At 68.4% G+C, this 19,421-nt stretch carries 18 protein-coding genes; 11 read left to right on the forward strand and 7 right to left on the reverse strand.

What is annotated here, in order from left to right:
- The first annotated feature begins 105 nt into the window (after positions 1–105).
- Positions 106–1,392, forward strand: coding sequence for a VWA domain-containing protein (locus ABZW96_RS08635; RefSeq protein WP_355072691.1), 1,287 nt, complete (start codon positions 106–108; stop codon positions 1,390–1,392).
- An 84-nt stretch (positions 1,393–1,476) separates the two neighbouring features.
- Here the strand turns inward: ABZW96_RS08635 and ABZW96_RS08640 are convergent, their stop codons facing one another.
- A complete protein-coding gene (locus ABZW96_RS08640; RefSeq protein WP_355072692.1) occupies positions 1,477–1,752 on the reverse strand; it encodes a hypothetical protein in 276 nt (91 codons plus the stop codon).
- Positions 1,753–2,068: 316 nt separating this feature from the next.
- Between ABZW96_RS08640 and ABZW96_RS08645 the strand changes: the two genes are divergently transcribed.
- On the forward strand, positions 2,069–2,362 hold the full coding sequence (locus tag ABZW96_RS08645; protein ID WP_195077704.1) for a hypothetical protein: 294 nt from the start codon (positions 2,069–2,071) through the stop codon (positions 2,360–2,362).
- A gap of 138 nt (positions 2,363–2,500) precedes the next feature.
- Positions 2,501–3,922, forward strand: coding sequence for a DUF1254 domain-containing protein (locus ABZW96_RS08650; protein ID WP_355072694.1), 1,422 nt, complete (start codon positions 2,501–2,503; stop codon positions 3,920–3,922).
- A 332-nt stretch (positions 3,923–4,254) separates the two neighbouring features.
- On the opposite strand, the gene ABZW96_RS08655 is transcribed toward ABZW96_RS08650, so the two are convergent.
- The gene (locus tag ABZW96_RS08655) at positions 4,255–4,698 is read right to left on the reverse strand and encodes a hypothetical protein (RefSeq protein WP_355072696.1); all 444 of its coding nucleotides are present in this window, start codon (positions 4,696–4,698) and stop codon (positions 4,255–4,257) included.
- Between the two features lie 246 nt (positions 4,699–4,944).
- On the opposite strand from ABZW96_RS08655, the gene ABZW96_RS08660 reads away from it, so the two are divergent.
- On the forward strand, positions 4,945–6,174 hold the full coding sequence (locus tag ABZW96_RS08660) for a cytochrome P450 (RefSeq protein WP_355072980.1): 1,230 nt from the start codon (positions 4,945–4,947) through the stop codon (positions 6,172–6,174).
- An 8-nt stretch (positions 6,175–6,182) separates the two neighbouring features.
- On the forward strand, positions 6,183–6,908 hold the full coding sequence (locus tag ABZW96_RS08665) for a TetR/AcrR family transcriptional regulator (RefSeq protein WP_355072698.1): 726 nt from the start codon (positions 6,183–6,185) through the stop codon (positions 6,906–6,908).
- A gap of 7 nt (positions 6,909–6,915) precedes the next feature.
- On the opposite strand, the gene ABZW96_RS08670 is transcribed toward ABZW96_RS08665, so the two are convergent.
- On the reverse strand, positions 6,916–8,928 hold the full coding sequence (locus ABZW96_RS08670; protein WP_355072700.1) for a TerD family protein: 2,013 nt from the start codon (positions 8,926–8,928) through the stop codon (positions 6,916–6,918).
- An 85-nt stretch (positions 8,929–9,013) separates the two neighbouring features.
- On the opposite strand from ABZW96_RS08670, the gene ABZW96_RS08675 reads away from it, so the two are divergent.
- On the forward strand, positions 9,014–9,511 hold the full coding sequence (locus ABZW96_RS08675) for a hypothetical protein (protein WP_355072702.1): 498 nt from the start codon (positions 9,014–9,016) through the stop codon (positions 9,509–9,511).
- Positions 9,512–9,525: 14 nt separating this feature from the next.
- Here the strand turns inward: ABZW96_RS08675 and pabB are convergent, their stop codons facing one another.
- Complete coding sequence (gene pabB, locus ABZW96_RS08680) at positions 9,526–11,745, reverse strand: aminodeoxychorismate synthase component I (RefSeq protein ID WP_355072703.1); 2,220 nt, start codon at positions 11,743–11,745, stop codon at positions 9,526–9,528.
- 80 nt (positions 11,746–11,825) lie between these two features.
- Between pabB and ABZW96_RS08685 the strand changes: the two genes are divergently transcribed.
- From ABZW96_RS08685 to ABZW96_RS08695, 3 genes are all read left to right on the forward strand, one after another.
- The gene (locus tag ABZW96_RS08685; protein WP_355072705.1) at positions 11,826–12,890 is read left to right on the forward strand and encodes a phosphotransferase family protein; all 1,065 of its coding nucleotides are present in this window, start codon (positions 11,826–11,828) and stop codon (positions 12,888–12,890) included.
- A 73-nt stretch (positions 12,891–12,963) separates the two neighbouring features.
- On the forward strand, positions 12,964–13,494 hold the full coding sequence (locus tag ABZW96_RS08690) for a DinB family protein (protein WP_355072707.1): 531 nt from the start codon (positions 12,964–12,966) through the stop codon (positions 13,492–13,494).
- A 143-nt stretch (positions 13,495–13,637) separates the two neighbouring features.
- On the forward strand, positions 13,638–14,768 hold the full coding sequence (locus tag ABZW96_RS08695) for an NDMA-dependent alcohol dehydrogenase (protein WP_355072708.1): 1,131 nt from the start codon (positions 13,638–13,640) through the stop codon (positions 14,766–14,768).
- Between the two features lie 88 nt (positions 14,769–14,856).
- On the opposite strand, the gene ABZW96_RS08700 is transcribed toward ABZW96_RS08695, so the two are convergent.
- Positions 14,857–16,050 (reverse strand): serine hydrolase domain-containing protein, encoded by a 1,194-nt coding sequence (locus tag ABZW96_RS08700; protein ID WP_355072710.1) that lies wholly within the window; start codon positions 16,048–16,050, stop codon positions 14,857–14,859.
- A 42-nt stretch (positions 16,051–16,092) separates the two neighbouring features.
- On the opposite strand from ABZW96_RS08700, the gene ABZW96_RS08705 reads away from it, so the two are divergent.
- Together ABZW96_RS08705 and ABZW96_RS08710 are read left to right on the forward strand one after the other, a co-directional pair.
- Positions 16,093–16,926: a serine hydrolase domain-containing protein gene (locus ABZW96_RS08705; protein ID WP_355072712.1), complete on the forward strand. Its 834-nt coding sequence runs from the start codon at positions 16,093–16,095 to the stop codon at positions 16,924–16,926.
- A 95-nt stretch (positions 16,927–17,021) separates the two neighbouring features.
- Positions 17,022–17,555, forward strand: coding sequence for a DUF3145 domain-containing protein (locus ABZW96_RS08710; protein ID WP_355072714.1), 534 nt, complete (start codon positions 17,022–17,024; stop codon positions 17,553–17,555).
- A 26-nt stretch (positions 17,556–17,581) separates the two neighbouring features.
- Here ABZW96_RS08710 and ABZW96_RS08715 read toward each other — a convergent pair whose 3' ends face one another.
- Entirely contained in the window at positions 17,582–18,112 is a 531-nt protein-coding gene (locus ABZW96_RS08715; RefSeq protein ID WP_355072716.1) for a VOC family protein, read from the reverse strand.
- Positions 18,113–18,179: 67 nt separating this feature from the next.
- On the reverse strand, positions 18,180–19,394 hold the full coding sequence (locus ABZW96_RS08720; protein ID WP_355072718.1) for an FAD-dependent monooxygenase: 1,215 nt from the start codon (positions 19,392–19,394) through the stop codon (positions 18,180–18,182).
- Positions 19,395–19,421: the final 27 nt, after the last annotated feature.

The following is a 19,421-nucleotide window of genomic DNA, read 5'->3' on the forward strand; positions in this document are numbered from 1 at the left end:
GGCGGGTGAACCGGTATCGCCGCGGCGAACACTCCGCATCCGGCCCGGGCCGGCCTTACCCTGATCCCGGTGACGATTGCGGAGTGACGACGGCTGGGAGCTTCGATGGGCGCGGCATTGGTCAAGGGTCAGAACGGTGTGCTGGACCTGGCTCACCTACTGGTGTCGGTGCGCACCGAGGCGGCGGTCGACGTGTCGGCGCTACTGGTGACCGAAGTGGGGCGCGTGCGATCCGACGCGGATTTCGTGTTCTTCAACCAGCCCAGCGCGCCCGGTGTCTCGCTGGCGGCGGGAACGCCCGGAGTGCTGTCGGTTTCGCTGGGTGATCTGCCCGCGAACATCGCCCAGTTGCGTGCGGTGCTCACACTCGACGATCCGGCGCAGACCTTCGGCCGGTTCGCGCCGCCGGTCGCCACGGTCGCCGACGCCGCGGGAAACGTTCTGTACGAGTACCGCATCGAAGGGTTGAGCAGCGAATCCGTGGTGATCGCGCTCGAGCTGTACCGCCGCCATGGGACGTGGAAGGTGCGTGCGGTCGGGCAAGGCTATGCGGGTGGGTTCGCCGCGCTGGTCACCGATCACGGGGTGAGTGTGGACGAGGAACCCGCCGGTGCGAACGTTCCTTCTCCGGATCGGCCGGTGGCGAATCTCGCCCCGGCGGCGGACGTGTTCACCGTTCCCGGCGAGGCGAAGCTCTCCTTCGAAAAGCGCGCGAAACTGGACCTGCGCAAGCGTGAGGTCGCGAAGGTCCTCATCGACAAGGACGCTTTCGGCATCCGTGCCCGCGTCGTGCTGGTCATCGACAAGACCGGCAGCATGCAACGGCAGTACCGCGATCAGGTGGTGCACCGCGTCGTGCAGCGGATGATTCCGGTGGCCACCCAGCTCGACGACGACGGCACCCTGGAGGCGTACCTGTACGCCCTCTCGTTCGCCAAGCTGCCCGACATCACCGTCGAGCACGGTGACGACTGGGCCCGGACCTATCTGCATCTCGGCGGCACCCACGGCGACATCGATTACGACCGGCTCGGCGGCCGCAACGACGAACTGCCGGTCATGCGCGACATCATCGACTCGTTGCGCCCTGGTGGCCGTCCCACGCTCGTGTTGTTCTTCACCGACGGCGGCTTCGCCAAGAAGCGCGAGATCACGGCGCTCATGCGCGAAGCCGCGCGGTTGCCCGCCTTCTGGCAGTTCGTCGGGCTCGGTCGCGCCAACTACGGTCTGCTGCGCGCTCTGGACGAATTGCCCGACCGGGCGGTCGACAACGCGGGTTTCTTCGCCCTCGACGACATCGATCAGGTCGACGACGCGCAGCTCTACGCCCGTTTGCTCGGGGAGTTCCCGGACTGGCTGCGCGCAGCGCGAAACGCGGGCATTCTGCGCTGACAGCGCGAACCTGCCCTGCTCACCGCGCATCGCCCGCTTGTCATAGCGAAAAGCTATAGCGGTTCGCGATTCGTCCGCGGCGGATCAGCCGATGACGGCGTTCATGATGGTGCCCGCGCTGGTGGCCACCACCCCGCCGATCATGGCTCCGGCCACCATCTTCGGTGACTCGAGCCCGCCGCCGGTCCACTTCTCCCAGGCGAAGCGGCCACCGGCGTAGATGATGCCGCAGATGCCCGACAGGAGCACGAACCACGTCAGGTAGCGGACCAGTTGGAGGAACTTGTCGGAGATCGGCGGTGCCTCGGGGCTGGGATTGCCGATCTGCGCCAGGGTGTCGTAAGCGGCGGCCAGGATCATCGTCGTTCGCTCATTCTGGATTCGGGACAGGGGCAAGTGATTCGCTGAGAAGATCGTATCCGTTCGCTCGCCGCGATGCAGTCAGGTCCATGTAGCGCAGGGAAGTTCGTGTTTCCCTCGCCCGCGCCCGGGTAGCCGAACTCCTGAGCCTGCTGCCCGTTCCGCCGCTGGGCGCGAAGGTTCCGCGCAGTGCGCGCACCGCGGCGGCGTCTGGGCCCGTATCCTGGTTCGTGGCCGAATTCATCGGTGGTCGAACGGCTTTCGCAAAGCGGCTGGTCGGCGGCAGGGTTGTATTCGAGCGTAGAGGGAGTAGACGGTGAGCATCATTCTTGCGTCGGTCGGCGATTCGTTCACGACGTTGGCGCAGATCGGCAATCCGACCCCGGAGGCGCCGCCCCTGGCGGACAAGCTCTTACAGTTCGTCCGGTACCTGACCTGGTTCGCGCTCGCGTCGGGCATCGTCAGCATCATCTACGCGGGCGGCAGATTCGCCTGGGAGAAGTGGAGCGGCGGCGGATTGCAGTCGCCGAAGATGATCGCCGGCGCGATGATCGGCGGGGTGGTGGCCACCAGTGCGGGCACCATCATGAACACCGTCCTGGAATTCTGAGCGAGGGCGGCGCTCCTTCCCGCGTGTTCTCGCGGCGAACCTCCGCAAACGCCCTCGAGCTGCGATTTCCGTCGCGGAGTGCGGTCGCGCTCCGGTGCGGGAATCGCGGTGCCGATAGGATCGGAGGCGGAGCGGATCATGGACGAGAGGACCGAAGGCAAGCTCACGATGTCACGGCGCACGGCGCTCGGCGTCGCGGTGTCGTCGGTGGCCGCGTTCGGATCGGCGGCATGCGGCGGATTCGGCCAGGATTCCGGGCCGCATCTCGTCCCAGGTGACGCTGCCACGATCGCCAAAGACGCCTACATATTCGGCTACCCTCTGGTGCTGCTGGACGTCACCCGGGTGGCTGCGGAGATGGTCACGCCGATCAACCGCTTCCACCACGCCGCCTCGCTGCCCACCCCGGCGCAGCGAGACGTGGTACGGCTCGACCGCGACACGCTGCGTTCCACCGCGTGGCTCGATGTGGCGAGCGAGCCGATGGTGCTGAGCGTCCCCGCGCTGGACGAGGGCCGGTTCTGGCTGGCCAAGGTGACGGACGCCTGGACGAACAACGTGCACAACCCCAGCAGCCGGCGGCCGGCGACCGAGTCGGCCGGGCCGCCGTATACCTATGCGGTGACCGGTCCGAGGTGGTCGGGTGCGCTACCGGAAGGTCTCACGCCGTTGCCGATGCCGACGCCGACGGTGTGGCTGATCGTCCGGATCCGGGTCGACGGCGAGAGCGATCTCCCGGCGGTGCGCGCCGCGCAAGAGGGATTGCGATTGGTGCCGTTGAGCGCTTGGGTGGCGGGCACCGAGCCGCCTGCGCCCATCGGGACGGGGCAATCGAGCGTACAGCCGCCACCCGAGTGGGTCGCCGGGATAGACCCGCGGGTGTTCTTCGACCGGATGTGCGCGTTGCTGTCGACCAACCCGACCGCGCCCGAGGACGCGCCCGCCATGCGGCGGTTCGAGAAGATCGGGATCCGGCCGGGTGGCACAGTCGAGGGCATCTCGGATACCGAGCTCACGGCGGCGGTGGAGACCGCACGGCAGCAGATCCCGGTATCTCTGGGTGCGCGGACGGTCAACGAGAACGGCTGGCTGGTCGACCCCGACGTCGGCAGGTTCGGCACCAACTATCTGCTGCGCGCCGTCATCGCTCACGTGGCGCTCGGCGCCAGCCTGATGACCGAGAACGCCTACTATCCGACGCTGTTCGCGTCGACGGACGCCGGAGGTGGCACGGGCCGATTCCGGCTGCATTTCGCGCCCGGCCAGTTGCCGCCCGTGGACGAGTTCTGGTCGCTGACCGCCTATGCCGCCGACAACTATCTGGTGCCCAATCCGGCCGGCATCTACGCGGTCGGCCATCCGGATCCGGTGACGGTCGACCCCGATGGGTCCGTCGACATCGCGTTGCAGTACACCGACCCGAGGGCGGGCGTCGCGGCCGGGAACTGGCTGCCGATTCCCGAATCCGGACAATTCTCGCTGACCCTGCGCCTGTACGCGCCGAAGGCGGAGGCCGTCCAGGGGCGCTGGCGTCCCCCGCCGCTGTTACCGGTGCTCTGACGCGATTCGCGCGAAGTCCCGCCGCTCTCGGCGATCGGGTGACAGGTACCGCTGGCCAGCTACTTTTCCGCAAACAGGCGGATATGCTCCGGGACGGATCTGGCGCTGCGACCGATCGCATCGGGAGGCGGAACGGGATCATGGAGGACTGGACCTCATCGCGATACGATCCCACACTCCAGCAGCACGATCCCGGTCCGGCGTCCCCAGGGGCAACTGCTTGCCCATCCCGGAATCCGATCCGTTCTCGGCGAGCCTGGCGTTGTTCGCGCCCAAGCCGGTGGTGTTGCGGAGGCGATGGCAGCCGCCGCCGCTGATCACGCTGCGCTGAGTCAGTCGTCGCCCGCCCAACTCCAGCGTGGGACCTCCCGGATCGGGTGCAACTCCGAATCGCTGGTCGCATGCGAATTCTGCTGCGCCACCCGTGATCCGAATGCGACGTGCTCATAGACCGCGGTGCGGAACTCTTCGTTCTCCAGCAGTCCGGCCTCCTCGAAGGTCTGCATGTACACCTCGACGAAACGTTCCCGCTGCTCGTCGGTGATCCACAGGCCGCGGTGCACCGCGATGATGTATTCGAATCCGAGCTCTCGGGTAAATCGATCCGGGCCGCCGAACGATTCGGCGGTGAACCAGGTGAGATGGTCGACGTGTTGCGGCAGTCGTTCGGTGAACAACGTCTTCAGCACCGGGTCGCTGAGCGCTTTGTCGTAGAACGCCGCTTCGACACGATGGAGCACCTCGTCGCCGCCGACGTGGTCGTAGAGACTGGGCATGGCACCTCCGGCCGGAGTAGGGCTGCTGCTCTCATTAGAGGTGGTCCGCCGCGTCGGTGTACACCTGAATCGGGGTAATGGCCGATACCTGCCACCTCCGGCCGTGGTCCGGTGGGCGGACCGGCGGCATGAAAAGTAAACGGGTTTTACTAAACGCTGTTCACGAAGCTCGGTTCTGTGGTTGCATCACTGGTGACCGTGTTCGCCAGGTCTGCGCCCAGACCGCCGTAGGAGTTAGCCGTGACCGTGACCACGCCCTCGATCCCGACGGGTTTCGACTTCACCGACCCCGATCTGCTCGCCACCCGCCTGCCCATCGAGGAGTTCGCCGAACTGCGCCGCACCGCCCCGGTATGGTGGTGCGCTCAGTCCGATCGGGCCAGCGGTTTCGACGACGGCGGCTACTGGGTCGTCTCCAAGCTCGCGCACATCAAGGAGATCTCCAAGAATCCCGAGGTGTTCTCCTCGCACGAGAATACCGCGATCATCCGGTTCAACGAGGAGACCACGCGCGAGCAGATCGACATGCTCGGCGACATGCTGTTGCTCAACCTAGACCCGCCCAAGCACACCAAGACCCGCCGCATCATCTCCAAGGGCTTCACCCCGCGGGCGGTGGAGAGCCTGCGCGCCGCGCTGACCGAACGCGCCGCGCGGATCGTGCACGAGGCCAGAAAGTCCGGCAGCGGCGACTTCGTCGAACAGGTCGCCTGTGAACTGCCGTTGCAGGCCATCGCCGAACTGATCGGCATCCCGCAGGAGGACCGCAAGAAGATCTTCGACTGGTCCAACCAGATGATCTCCTACGACGATCCCGAATTCGAGGGCGATCACCACGCCGCCACCGCCGAGGTGATGGGCTACGCCTGGAACATGGCCGAACAGCGGCGCGCCTGCCCGGCCGAGGACATCGTCACCCAGTTGGTGAACGCCGATATCGACGGCGAGCACCTCGGCTCGGACGAGTTCGCGTTCTTCGTCATCCTGCTGTCGGTGGCGGGAAACGAGACCACGCGCAACTCGATCACCCACGGCATGAAAGCGTTCGTCGACCATCCCGAGCAGTGGGAGATCTACCGGCAGCAGCGTCCGCGCACCGCGCCCGACGAGATCGTCCGGTGGGCCACCCCGGTCACGGCCTTCCAGCGCACCGCCACACAGGACACCGTGCTCGGGGGCCAGGAGATCAAGAAGGGCCAACGGCTCGGACTGTTCTACAGCTCGGCCAATTTCGACGAGGAAGCGTTCGCGGATCCGTTCACCTTCGACGTGCTGCGCGATCCGAACCCGCACGTGGGCTTCGGCGGCACCGGCACCCACTACTGCGTCGGCGCGAACCTGGCCCGGTTGCAGATCGATCTGATGTTCAACGCCATCGCCGACGTGATGCCCAACCTGCGCCAGGTGTCCGAGCCGGTGCGGCTGCGGTCGGGCTGGCTGAACGGGATCAAGCGCTGGGACGTCGAATACGCTTGAATCGATCAGTGCAACAGTCCAGACCACGGGGCCGCGCGCCGGTGGTGACCGACACCGACATCCGGCGGGTGGCCAGCGCGCTGCTGGTCGAGCGCGGGCCCGATGCGGTCACCCTGCGTGCCATCGCGCGCGAACTCGGAGTCACCGCGCCCGCGCTGTACCGGTACTACGACTCGCTCGAAGACCTGCTGGAGCGGCTGCGGCTGGACTTCTGCGCCGACCTGGCCGGGGAACTGACCGCCGAGATCGCCACGCTGCCCGACGACGGCGCCGCGCAGTTCTTCGCCATCTGCCGCGGCTTCCGGCGCTGGGCGCTGACGCACACCAGGGAGTTCACCCTGGTGTTCGCCTCGCCCGGCGCGGGCCAGGCCCGCGCGCTGCGCCGCTTCGACGAGCCCTTCGGCCGGGTTTTCCTGGCCGCGGCGGGCAGGCTGCTGGCGAACTACGACATCGTCACGCCATCGACGGACGTCATCCCGCCGGAGTTGCGTGAGGATCTGGTGCACTTCCAGACCGAACTGCTGGCGGCGCTGTCGGAGTCGGGCCAGAAGTTCCCCGCCGAGAAACTGGATCTGGGTGTGACGTACCTGATGATCCAGATCTGGGCGCGGCTCTACGGCCACGTCACGCTCGAGGTGTTCGGGAATTACCCGATACCGCTGGACAATCCGGAGATCCTGTTCGACGCGATGCTCGCCGATCTGGGCCGCACCGCGGGCCTGCTCGGCGAGTGAGCCGGGTTCAGATGCGGGCGCCTTTGGCCCGGTTGCACGCGCGGCACAGGATCTGGAGGTTGGCGGCGCTGGTCGCGCCGCCGCGGCTGAGCGGGATGACGTGGTCGAACTCCAGGTAGTGCCCGTCGCCGCATTCGACGCAGCGGCCACCGTCGCGCTGCCACACCTCCGCTTTCACCTCTTGCGGGATGCTGCGGGTGTCGCGCTGGCCTGGCGTGAGAACGAGACGTTTGGCCACGCGCAGCGCGCCTTCCAGCGCGGCCGAGACATAATCCGGATCGTCGACGGCGAAGGTCGCGCCGCCGCGCGCGGACGTGGCCGCGAGTACCACCGTTCCCTGTTCCGCGTGCACGGAAACCACTCGTGACCACGGCATCTCGATGCCGGTGTCGGCGCCGACGAAACGCAGCTTCTTGTTGCTGCCGATCAGCCTGCCCTCGGTGAACTTCGGGCCGCGTGCGAGCTGACGCACGTGCGTCGCGGGCAGATCGAGGTGCACCGTCTCCTCCGGGTCCAGGTGCAGGCCGGGCGTGCGGACGATCGGCAGATCGCCCGTACGCAGCCGGTAGAGGGTGTGCCCGCGATGCATTCGCCTGCGCAGATCCTCGATCAGCGGTCCGCCGAGCGCGAGTTCGGTGACCGCGTGCTCGAACAGTTCCAGTTCCGCGTGCCGGACTTCACCGTCGGCGAAGGCGAAGGTGACCAGCCGCTCCACGTAGCTGAGCCCCGCGTCGCGCAGCACCGCGCGGCCCGCTTCGGCGTCGATGCGCTGGTAACGCAGTGATGCCCACAGGTCCGCCCACTCGGGGCCGCGTGGCCCGTGGCCGGTGAGCACCCGCCACGCCCTGGTGTGCCAGTGGACGAGGTACTCCTCGATCTCCTGGGCGCATCTCTGGCACGGCGCGAACCCACCGAAGAACTTGCGGCGCAGCGTGTTTCCGCAGCGTGCGCAGTGGCGGTCGCCGGGCGGGGGTCGGAGATACCGGTCCTCGGTCCATATGGTGCCGTCCCACCAGCGCATGGTCTGCGGGTTGCCCGGATCCGGGTGCCAGTCCGCGAGTTCGGGGTGCGGGGGCGGAGGAGCGGGCGGTGCGGTGTCGCGGCTGTGCCGGTGGAGGTCGACCGTGCGGTGGGTATGTGGGCGCGGCAGGGGAGACGTATCGCCACGGTCGAGCACTTCGGTGCGTGGCCGGGCGGGGGTGTCTACGCCCGGGCGTACTTCGGTCCCTTCGAGCCGCCCGGGCGAGTCGTCGGTGCGGACGGGTTCGCGTTGGACCGGCGCGTTTTCGGCGAGGTCCGTTCCGATTTCGGCGGGAGTTTCCCCGTTTCGCGCTGAGTGGCCGGAGGGCAACGATCCGTGGGCGAAGCGTCGTGCCGAGGTCGGGTCGTGCCCAGCGGACCGTTCGGCGGCGGGTTCCGCTCCGGCCGGAGAAAGTCGTTCTCGCGCGGACGGATTCGCCGCCGGGCGGCGCACCCGGAACGGGTTGGTGGGATGCGTGGTGCGGGCGGGCGCCGAGGGATCGTTGACCTGGACGCCGAACTCGGTGACCAACCCCGCCAGTCCGCTGGACCAGCCTTGGCCGATCGCGCGGAACCGCCACTGCCCGTCGCGGCGGTAGAACTCGCCGAACATCAGCGCCGACACCGCCGCCGCGTCGTCGATCTCGAACGTCACGACCGCCCCGTCCACCGAGTGCACGGCGACGGTGAGCCCGTGGATGTCGCCGAAGGTGCCGTCCTCCAGCGAGCCGGAGACGACGATGCGGTCGACGTCGGCTTCCGTGCGCGGCAGCGAGACGCTCAGCCGCGCGGTGCCCGGCGCGGGTTCCTGATCGAGGGTGACCGCCTGCGAAACGTGCCGCGGCGCGTTGTAGAACACCAGGTCGCGATCCGAGCGCACCGCGCCCGACGCGTCCAGCAGCAAGGCGTGCGCGTCCACCGTGTGCTCCGATCGCCATGAAACGACCACGGCTAGAAGGGATGTCGGTACCGCTGCGTTCGCGCCCTTGCTGAGTTTCATGGTGCTCGAACTATGCCATGAGCCTCCGACACGCCGAACGCGCGAGGGCCGGTCCTTCGGCGGGGCGTGCGGCACAGTGTTCCCCATGACGAACCCGAAACGCCCGGGTCGTAGGCCGCCGACCCCGAAACTGCCCGGTGGGCGTGTGCCCGGCCCCGCCGACGTGCTGGCCGCCGCCCAGGCGGCGGTCGAGGCGGCGCAGACGGCCGCGGGCCAGGCGCTGGAAGCCGCTCAGCTGACGGCGACATCCGCGTTCGACACGGCGGTGCGGCTGCCGCCCGCGTCCGCTCAGCTGGCCGCGCAACTGCCCGGCCTGATCGAGAGCCTGTCGACCGCCATCGAGCGGCTCAACTCCACCATCGATCGGCTCGACCGCACGTTGGCCCTGGCCGATCCGGCCTTCGCCGCCTACGACCGCCTGCTGCCCCGGCTGGAGGCGATGATCTCGCTCGGGGAGGACGTGCTCGGGCGGTTGGCGAAGCTGCCCGGCTTCGCCTTGCTCGCCAAGCTGACCGGCTTGAGCGCGCCGGAACCGCCCGCCGAGGAGCCGCCCCGCCGAAAGTCCGGCAAGCGGCACAAATAGTCGAGGTCGGACGCTCAGCGGTGCGCGTGGTCGGCGGCCGCGCGCAACGTGGCGGCCGCCTTGAGCAGAACCTCGTGATACTCGTCGGCGGGATCGGAGTCGAGCACGATGGCTCCGCCCGCGCCGATCCGCCAGCGCCCGCCGTAGCGGACGGCGGTGCGGATCACGATGTTCAGGTCCGCGGTGCCGCCGAGGCCGAGGAAACCGATGGTGCCCGAATAGATCCCGCGCGCTTCGGTTTCCAGCGCATCGATGATCTCCATGGTGCGCAGCTTCGGCGCACCGGTCATCGAGCCCCCGGGAAAACAGGCTCGCAGGCAATCGACCACGCCGACCTCCGGCCGCAGCCTGCCACGCACCGTCGACACCAGTTGGTGCACGGTCGCGTACTGCTCGGTGGCCATCAGTTTCGGGACGTACACACTGCCGATCTCGCAGACCCGGCCCAGATCGTTGCGCAGCAGATCGACGATCATGAGGTTTTCCGCCCTGGTCTTCGGGCTGTCGGCCAGCTCGCGGCGCAGGCGCTCGTCCTGCTCCGGCGTCGCGCCGCGCGGTGCGGTCCCCTTGATCGGCTTGCTCTCCACGATGCGGCGGCGGTCGACCTTCAGGAAGCGCTCCGGTGACGAGCATGCGATGTCGAGATCGTCGAAGCGCAGGTAGGCGGCATACGGGGCGGGGTTGCACCGGCGCAGCGTGCGGTAGAAGTCGAGGCCGTCGGCCGCGGTGGCGGGGATCGTGGCGCTGTCGGTCAGAGTGATCTCGTAGGACTCCCCGGCATGCAACCGCTGCCGGCAGACCGCGATGTCGGCGAGATAGCGCTCCCGGCCGCGGGTGAGCAGTGGCGCGACGGCGTCACCGTCCGGCGGTAATTCGAGTGGCGGTGGATTGGTCCAGGTCGGCAGGGTGTCGAGGGTTTCGCGGGTGTCGCGCAGCCAGTCGGCGGCGGACCGGGCGGTCTCCACGTCGTCGCTCAGCGCCAGCAGATGGGTCCGCTCGCCCACGTGGTCGACCACCACCATCCGGTCGGCGAAGATCCATTGCGCGTCCGGGGTCGCCGCGCGATGCGCCGCGTTGCCGCCGCAGTCGGCTTTGACCTCGTAGCCGAGATAGCCGACGTAGCCGCCGACGAAATCGAAGGGGAGATCGGGCAGTTCGAGCCTGCGTGCGCGCAGCTCGGCGGCCAGGAACTCGAGAATGCCGCCGGGTGCGGTGCGCCGGTGCCCGTCGGACGATTCCACGGTCACCTCGCCGTCGCCCACGCGGTAGCGCAGCACCTCGGCCAGCGGACCGCTCGCGTCGCCCAGGAAGGAGAACCGGTCGGCCCCCGGTTCGACGTGCTCGCTGTCCAGCCAGAACGCGGTGGGGGAGTTGGCGTACAACTGCACGAACGCGCTCTCGGTATCGATCGGCCGTTCGAGGAAGGCCCGCTGGAGCCGGAAGGTCCGCGGCACCGTGCCATCGAAACCCGTGCGCCCGGCGGGACGCTCGAGTTGGGCTGCCGCGGCGGGGAACTGCTCCGGTGCGAGCGGCATCGGCGAGGCCGCGGTGCGTGTGGCGGAAAGCGGAAGGCCTGCGGCGACCGGCTCGGCGACGAACTCACCCCCGGCGTCGATCGATGGGCTCGCCGCCGGGACGGCGCGCCTGCTCCGGTGCGCCGTGGTGAGTCTCGCGAAGTTGCGCAGCAGAGCCGCGCCGAACTCACTGGCGATCGATTCCGGATGGAACTGCACGCCCCATTGCGGTCGCGTGCGGTGCCGCACACCCATCACGACGCCGTCGCCGGACAGCGCGGTGACCTCCAGATCGTCCGGCAGCGGCCGCAGCGCGCACAGCGAGTGGTAGCGCACGGCGGTGAAGCCCTGCGGCACGCCCGCGAAAAGGTCCTGGTCGTCGTGCTCGATGCGATCGAGATATCCGTGCCGGGCCGCGGGCGCCGCGGCGACCACGCCGCCCGCCGCGACCACGATTCCCTGATGGCCCAGGCACACACCGAGCAGCGGCAGGTCGCTTTCGCGAATCACCGCTGTGGAGATCCCTACGTCGCGGGCCACGTCCGGCCGCCCAGGGCCGGGTGAGACGACGACGTTGTCGTAGCGTCCCAGATCGAGTTCGGCGACCGTGCGCGCCTCGTCGTTGCGCACGACTGTCGGCTCGACGCCGTTCACCTCGCTGATCAGCTGGTACAGGTTGTAGGTGAACGAGTCGTAGTTGTCGATCAACAGCGTGCGCATGGTGCTCGAAACCCTACGCCGCGCCGGTGGTAGCCAACTGTTGTCATCTGCCTTCAGTTCGGGTCGGCAGGTGGTGCACAATGTGGGGCATGTCTGTTGCGCAACCGGTCGATGTGGATCCCGCGGTCGTCGACTTCGCCGTCGTCGGAAAGTGGATGGATGAGCAGGGTCTGTCCGGGGGTGAGTTCGAGGACGTGACCGCGCTGGGCGGCGGAACACAGAACATCATGCTCCGCTTCACCCGCGGCGGCCGGACCTACGTGCTGCGTCGCGGCCCGAAACATCTGCGCCCGAAGAGCAACGACGTGATCCGGCGTGAGGCCAGGCTGCTCGGCGCGCTGGGCGGCACCGAGGTCCGCGCGCCCAGGGTGATCGCGGCCTGCGCCGACGAGTCGGTCCTCGGCGCGGTCTTCTACCTGATGGAGCCGATCCGCGGTTTCAACCCGCAGAACGAACTGCCCGAACTGCATGCGGGCGATCCGGAGATCCGCAGGCAGATGGGCCTGTCCGCGGTCGAGGCCATCGCGCGCCTCGGCGCGTTGGACTACCAGGCGCTCGGCTTGGCCGACTACGGCAAGCCGGAGGGTTTCCTGGAACGTCAGGTGCCGCGCTGGCTGGGTGAGCTCGAGTCCTACTCGGCCAACGAGGGCTACCCCGGCCCGGAGATCCCCGGTGTGGCGACGGTGGGCGAGTGGCTGGACCGCAATCGCCCCGCCCAGTGGACCCCGGGCATCCTGCACGGCGACTGCCATCTGGCGAACATGATGTTCTCCTTCGACGGCCCGCAGGTCGCGGCGATGGTCGACTGGGAGATGTCCACCATCGGCGACCCGCTGCTCGACCTCGGCTGGCAGATCGCCACCCGCCCGGAGCCGGGCACCACGGGAGCGGCGCTGGTGGGCAAGCTCGGCGCGGTCGGCGGGCTGCCGACGGCCGAGGAGATGATCGCGCACTACGGGCAGTTCTCCGACCGCGACCTGAGCGCTATGTCCTGGTACACCGTGCTGGCCTGCTTCAAGCTCGGCATCGTCCTGGAGGGCACGCATGCCCGCGCGTTCGCCGGTAAGGCCCCCAGACAGGTCGGCGACTTCCTGCACGCGATCACGCTGGAACTCTTCGAGCGGGCGCACCGGCTGATGGAGTGAACTGTCGGGATGTGCTCGATAGTTGACCGGATATCGGTGGAAGGCGCGATCCGGCCGCGCCTAGGTTGAGCGCATGCCGATCGTTCCCGATGTCAAGGACTGGACCTGGGTGCTCGAGCGCCCTTGTTCGCAATGCGGTTTCGACGCCGCCGCGACCAGCTACGCGGCCGTACCGACGCTGACCAGGGACACCGCGGTCCGCTTCGCCGCGGTGCTCGACCGTCCCGGCGTCCGCCTGCGGCCGGACGAATCGACCTGGTCCGCCCTGGAATACGGCGCACATGTGCGTGACGTCTGCCGCCTGTTCGATACTCGCCTCGGCCTGATGCTGGCCGGTGACCCCGAGGGCGAGCCGCCGCGCTTCCCGAACTGGGACCAGGACGCGACCGCGGTGGCCGACCGCTACAACGAGCAGGACCCGGCTCGGGTGGCCGCGGAGCTGGCCGATGCCGCCGAGCGGGTGGCGCGCTCCTTCGCGTCGGTGCCGCCCGAGCGCCGTGGTCTGCGCGGTGCGCGCGGCGACGGGGCGGAGTTCACGGTGGAGTCGTTCGCGCGGTATTTCGTGCACGATCTGGTGCACCACGTGCACGACGTCCAGGGCTGACGCGTCGCGGAACTGTAACGCGTTCGGCTATTGGGTCACGCTATACCGACGATTTTTTCGACCGGTACTAGAACGCGTTACATTTTTCTCGTACTGTGGGTGCAGTCACATATAAGCACGTGCATGCGAGAGGGTCGACAGGAATGAAGACGAAGGGCGCGATCCTGTGGGGGATCGACCAGCCGTGGTCGGTGGAGGAGATCGAGGTCGGTGACCCGGTCGCCGGCGAGGTGCAGATCCGGATGGAAACCGCGGGCATGTGCCACTCCGACCACCACATCGTGACCGGCGCGACCCCGATGCCGTCCTTCCCCGTCATGGGCGGGCACGAGGGCGCGGGCGTGATCACCAAGCTCGGCCCGAACTGCCCGGCCGATCTGCAGGTCGGCGACCACGTGATCCTGTCGTTCATCCCCGCTTGCGGCCGCTGTCCGGCTTGCGTGGCAGGACACATGGCGCTGTGCGACCTGGGCGCGGGTCTCCTGCTGGGGCAGGCGATCAGCGACGGCACCTATCGCATCCAGGCCCGCGGCGAGAACGTCATTCCGATGTGCCTGCTGGGCACCTTCGCGCCGTACATGACGGTGCACCACACCTCCGTGGTGAAGATCGATCCGAGCATTCCGTTCGAGGTGGCCTGCCTGGTCGGTTGCGGCGTCCCCACCGGTTTCGGCTCCTCCACCCACGTCGCCCAGGTCGCTCCGGGCGAGACCGTGGTGATCGCGGGCATCGGCGGGGTCGGCATGAGCGCCTTGCAGGGCGCGGTGCTGTCGGGCGCGTCGAAGGTGGTGGCGATCGACCCGAATCCGTGGAAGCGCGAGCAGGCGCAGAAGTTCGGCGCCACGCACACCTACGAGAGCATGGCCGCCGCGATCATGCCGCTGTTGGAGGCCACCGAGGGCAGGATGGCCGAGAAGGTCATCCTGACCATGGGCGAGATGCACGGCGAGTACATCGAAGAGGGCCTGATCCTCACCTCGAAGGCGGGCACCCTGGTGGTCACCTCGATGGGCCGGATGGACGAGAGCGACGTCAAGCTGAACAGCTTCCTGCTGTCGATGCTGCAGAAGACGGTGAAGGGCTGCATCTTCGGCGGCGGCAACGCCCGCCAGGACGCGCCGCGCCTGCTGTCGCTGTACAAGTCCGGCCAGCTCAACCTGGACGACATGGTCACCCGCAGCTACTCCCTGGAGGAGATCAACCAGGGCTACCAGGACATGCTGGACGGCAAGAACATCCGCGGGATCATCAAGTACACCGAAGCCGACTGGTAGAGCACCGCACCGCCGCTCGGCGAGCGCGGTGGCGATCCGTGCGATCAGCTCGTACGGCACCGCTTCGCCGAGCCGGCGATCGAGGCGCTCAGATCCGGCAGCGCAGCAGGGCTTCGCGCAGGTTGCGGCTGCGGACGTCGTCGAGGACGGCCAGACCCAGCCGGTTCATCGTGTACCCGAAACCGAGGCCCGTTGCGGGATCGGCGAATCCGAACGAGCCGCCCAGCCCCGTGGTGCCGTAGGCGCGTTTGTCGGAGCCGAAGCGGAAAATACCGCGCGACTTGCGGAAGCCCAGGTGATAGCGGCTCTTGGTGTGCAGCACCAGATCCTCGGCGGGGACGTCGTCGGCGGTCTCGGCAGCGGCGAGCCGGTCCAGCACGGCGTCGTCGATCGGCAACGCACCGGTGCGAGCGGCGGCCGCGCCGTAGACCTTCGCCAGCGCGCGGGCGTTGCCCACTCCGTTGGATCCCGGCAGTTCCACTTCGAGGAACTCGCGCCGGGTCGCCCGCGCAGGCGCTCCGCAGCGCGGATTGGTCAGCGCCGCGTAGGACAGGCCGCGTTTGGCATAGATCTCCGCGCCGATGCGCAGCGGAAGATCGCGTTCGTAGCGCAACACGTCCAGCCCCTGGGTGGCCGACATCGTGGCGATGCGGTCCATGCGCTGCTCAGCGGGCAGGCCGATGAAGAAGTCGACGCCGAGCGGTGCGGCGATGTCCTCGGCGAAGATTCGCCCGAGCGTGCGACGGCGCGGGTCGACCCGGCGCAACAGCTCGCCCTGGTACAGGCCGAGGGTGATGGCGTGATAGCCGTGCCTGGTGCCGGGACGCCAAGCCGGTCTCTGTGCCGCCAGAACGGTCGCGAGCCCGTCCAGGTCGGCGATCTGAGGCAGTCGCACGACCTCGCTCAGGCCGGACAACCCCGCCTGGTGGTCGATCAGCTGACGCACGGTGATCGCGTCCTTGCCGTGGGCGGCGAACTCCGGCCAGTACTTCGCCACCGGCTCCTCGTAGTCGAGCAGGCCCCCGGCCACGGCGGTGGCGACGGTGAACGCCGCCATGCCTTTGGTCGAGGAGAACACCGGCACGATCGTGTCCCGCTCCCACGGCAGCGTGCGCCTGCGATCGCGGAACCCGGCCCACAGGTCCACCACGGGGCGCTCACCCGCGTAGACCGCGACGGCGGCGCCGATTTCGCCGTGACGCTCGAAATTGCGGCGGAAGGCGTCGGCGACCGGCTCGAAACCGGGCGCGACGTCGCCGTGAACAGTGGGCGTTTCACTCATGGTGAATCGATGGTAGCTACGCGGTTCTCGTAGGCTCGCAGGGTGCGTTCACTCGAGCAGATCCGGGAATGGCCGGTCCGCCACGCGGCGGCCGCGGTGGTCACCGCCGACGGCGGTGCCGCGAGCGAAGGCGACGTGCGGCGGGTGTTCCCGCTCGCGTCGGTGACCAAGCCCTTGGTGGCGTACGCGGTGCTGGTCGCGGTGGAGGAGGGCGCGGTCGAACTCGACCAGCCCGCGGGCCCGCCCGGCGCTACGGTGCGTCATCTGCTGGCGCACACGTCCGGCCTCGCGTTCGACACCACCGACGTCCAAGCCGCGCCGGGGACCCGGCGGATCTACTCCAGCGCGGGTTTCGAGGTGCTCGCCGAATTCGTCACCGCCCAGACCGGGATCGCGTTCGACGAGTACCTGCGCGACGCCGTGTTCGAGCCGCTGGGCATGACCGCTTCGGTGCTTGCCGGTCCGGCCGGGCACGCGGCGCGGTCCACCGCGGCGGATCTGGCCCGCTTCGCCGCCGAATTGCTGGACCCGCAGTTGATCTCGGCGCAGACGCACGCCGAGGCCACCTCGGTCCAGTTCCCCGGCATGAACGGCGTCCTGCCCGGCTACGGTTCGCAGCGCCCCAACGACTGGGGATTGGGCTTCGAGATCCGCGACGGCAAGACTCCGCACTGGACCGGTGGCACGAATTCGCCACAAACCTATGGACATTTCGGCCAATCCGGGACATTTTTATGGGTTGACCCGAGAACGGGGTTGGCGTGTCTCGCCTTGAGCGACGAGAATTTCGGCGACTGGGCGCGCGCGGCCTGGCCACCGCTGAGCGATGCCGTCATCGCGGAGGTGGCCGCCACGCGCAACACGGTCACGAAGTAACACGTGTAACTTCGGGCACTCCAGTACACTCAGGCAACGCCAGTTCGACGAATCGTTGGGGAAGACGTTCCTCGTCGAAGCTGGAGGTGTTGGTGGTGCGCGCATCGAGTCAGTTCGCGGACGCGACGGCGGGTGTGGTCTACATCCACTCGTCGCCTGCCGCGCTGTGCCCGCATGTCGAGTGGGCGCTCACCTCTGCCCTCGGCGCCCCCGCGAAACTGCGCTGGACCGCCCAACCGGCCGACGGCCAACTGCGCGCCACCAGCGAGTGGATCGGCCCCGTCGGCACGGCGTCGAAGATCGCCCAATCGTTGCGCTCCTGGCCGGTTCTGCGCTTCGAGGTGACCGAGGACCCCAGCGACGGCGTGGACGGCGAGCGCTACAGCTTCGTTCCCGGCCTGGGCCTGTGGCACGGCTCGACGAGCGCCAACGGCGACGTCATGCTCGGCGAGATGCGCCTGCGCGCGATGCTGCAGGCCACCCGGGAACTCGGCAAGTACTCCGCCTACGACCTGGCTGAAGAAATCGACCGCGCCCTCGGCACCGCGTGGGACGAGGACCTCGAAATCTACCGCTACGGAACGGAATCCGGCGCGGAGGTCACCTGGCTGCGCCGGGACGTGGGGTGAGGACTCCAGCTGTCGCCACTGCCGTGTCATTCGCGGGAAGCGCCCTGGCCGTGTGACCACGGATTCCGGTAGCCGTCCGGAATCATGCTGTCGAACAGTGCGCGCGCGTCCGCGGGCAGCCGCAGCAATTCGACGTACGAGCCGAGTGATCCCCCGGCGAGGTAGACGAACTCCATGCCGATCTCCGCGACAGCGCAGTGTTGGACGATTTCGGCGCCGCCTGCCAGCGCCTCCGCCAGTGCGACATCGAAATCGTCTGGCACCCAAGCGATATGGTGCAGACCGGGACCGGACCGCTCGAGCGCTTCGGTGTACAGGTTCGCCCCCGAGACCGGTGCGATCAATTCCAATTGCTGCCCGCCCGCGTAGCCGAGCGAGCTGTCGATCGTGTAGTCGGCCGGCGCACCGCGATAGCTGCACGAGTCCGGGCCGAAACGCATGCGGGGCATGCGAACCCATTTGTCGACTCCGTAGCGTTCGGTGAATTCTCGTTCCGCCGCCTCGATGTCGTGGACGACCCACGCCAACTGGAAGATCGGTCCGGATGCGATGCTCATTCTGGTTCTCCTCAAGTGCTTCGGGGATGGGGTGCTTCGCCGGAACGGCGCGAGGTGACGGTGCGGTTCAGTAGTCGGCGAGGTGGATGGCGTTGGCCGCGCGCTCGAGCGGCTTGATGATCGGGCGCAGCGCCAGGCCCTTCCACGGCATGTGCCGCAGCATGCGCAGCATGGTGGTCTGGGTCCGGATCGCGCGCTGGTCGGACGCCACCATCTGAGTGGCGTTGTTCCAGCCCAGCGTCAGGTTCCGGGTGACATAGTCCTGCATGGCGCGCTGGTAGCGATCGAAGGCGGCGTCGTGGTCGCCTGCGGCCGCTTTCAGCTCGCCAGCGAGGACATACGCGCCGACCAGTGCCATGCTCGTGCCCTGCCCGGACAGCGGCGAGGGGCAGTAGGCGGCGTCGCCGACCAGTGCGACGCGGCCCGCGGACCACTGGTCGAGATGGATCTGGCTGACCGAGTCGAAATAGAAGTCGGGTGATTCGGGCATGGCGCGTACCAAGTTCGGTGTCTCCCAGCCCGCATCGGCGAAAGCGTCGGCCACCAGCTGCTGCTGCGCGGCGCGGTCGCGCCGGTCCGGCAGTTGTTCCGGGGCCTGGAAGATGAATTGGGCTTTGGCCGTGGAGCGGCGGGTGCTGTACACCTGCACCACTCGCCCCGGAGTCGGATGGACCAATTCCCAATGGTCGAGATCCAAATGGTTCGGCACCGAGATCACGCAGGCCGCCATGCCGGTGTGCCGGGCGAATCGCTCCTCCGGCCCGAACGCGAGGCGGCGCACCGTCGAATGGATGCCGTCGGCGCCGAGCACCAGGTCGAACACTCGCGGCTCGGCGTTGCGGAACCGCACGGTCACGCCGTCGGCGTGCTGCGCCAGGCCTGTGATCGAGTCGCCGAACAGGTACTCGACCCCGTCCTTGGTGGCGTCGAAGAGAATATGGGCGAGATCGCCGCGCAGCACCTCGTCGTCGCCGGGCGACCGCAGTCCGATCAGCTCCGGCCCCAGCGTGGCCAGCGCCTTGCCCGAGTCGTCGACCCACGCGCCGCCACGCATCGCCGTCGAGGCCGCGCGGACTTCCGGCAGCAGCCCCATCCGATCGATGACCTCCATGGCCACGCCCCGAATGTCGACCTTGTAGCCGCCCTCGCGCAGGGTGGGCGCCTGTTCGACGACGGTGACGGTGAACCCGTGGCGGGTCAGCCAGTAGGCCAGTGCCGGACCGGCGACGCTCGCGCCGGAGATGAGAACGGTTTTGTTGGTGAACTGTCGCGTCGTTGTCATGGGAACAGCGTCGGCCGCGGCGCTCAC

Origin of the sequence: Nocardia sp. NPDC004168 (genome assembly GCF_040610355.1) — a bacterium.
GTDB classification, from domain to species: domain Bacteria; phylum Actinomycetota; class Actinomycetes; order Mycobacteriales; family Mycobacteriaceae; genus Nocardia; species Nocardia sichangensis.

Bases quoted from the DNA above. Each gene is read 5' to 3' on its own strand.
- ABZW96_RS08650 (WP_355072694.1), top strand. From the start codon at position 2,501: ATGGACGAGAGGACCGAAGGCAAGCTCACGATGTCACGGCGCACGGCG.
- ABZW96_RS08675 (WP_355072702.1), top strand. From the start codon at position 9,014: ATGACGAACCCGAAACGCCCGGGTCGTAGGCCGCCGACCCCGAAACTG.
- ABZW96_RS08695 (WP_355072708.1), top strand. From the start codon at position 13,638: ATGAAGACGAAGGGCGCGATCCTGTGGGGGATCGACCAGCCGTGGTCG.
- ABZW96_RS08715 (WP_355072716.1), bottom strand. From the start codon at position 18,112: ATGAGCATCGCATCCGGACCGATCTTCCAGTTGGCGTGGGTCGTCCAC.
- pabB (WP_355072703.1), bottom strand. From the start codon at position 11,745: ATGCGCACGCTGTTGATCGACAACTACGACTCGTTCACCTACAACCTG.
- ABZW96_RS08670 (WP_355072700.1), bottom strand. From the start codon at position 8,928: ATGAAACTCAGCAAGGGCGCGAACGCAGCGGTACCGACATCCCTTCTA.
- ABZW96_RS08720 (WP_355072718.1), bottom strand. From the start codon at position 19,394: ATGACAACGACGCGACAGTTCACCAACAAAACCGTTCTCATCTCCGGC.
- ABZW96_RS08640 (WP_355072692.1), bottom strand. From the start codon at position 1,752: ATGATCCTGGCCGCCGCTTACGACACCCTGGCGCAGATCGGCAATCCC.
- ABZW96_RS08700 (WP_355072710.1), bottom strand. From the start codon at position 16,050: ATGAGTGAAACGCCCACTGTTCACGGCGACGTCGCGCCCGGTTTCGAG.
- ABZW96_RS08655 (WP_355072696.1), bottom strand. From the start codon at position 4,698: ATGCCCAGTCTCTACGACCACGTCGGCGGCGACGAGGTGCTCCATCGT.
- ABZW96_RS08635 (WP_355072691.1), top strand. From the start codon at position 106: ATGGGCGCGGCATTGGTCAAGGGTCAGAACGGTGTGCTGGACCTGGCT.
- ABZW96_RS08685 (WP_355072705.1), top strand. From the start codon at position 11,826: ATGTGGGGCATGTCTGTTGCGCAACCGGTCGATGTGGATCCCGCGGTC.
- ABZW96_RS08690 (WP_355072707.1), top strand. From the start codon at position 12,964: ATGCCGATCGTTCCCGATGTCAAGGACTGGACCTGGGTGCTCGAGCGC.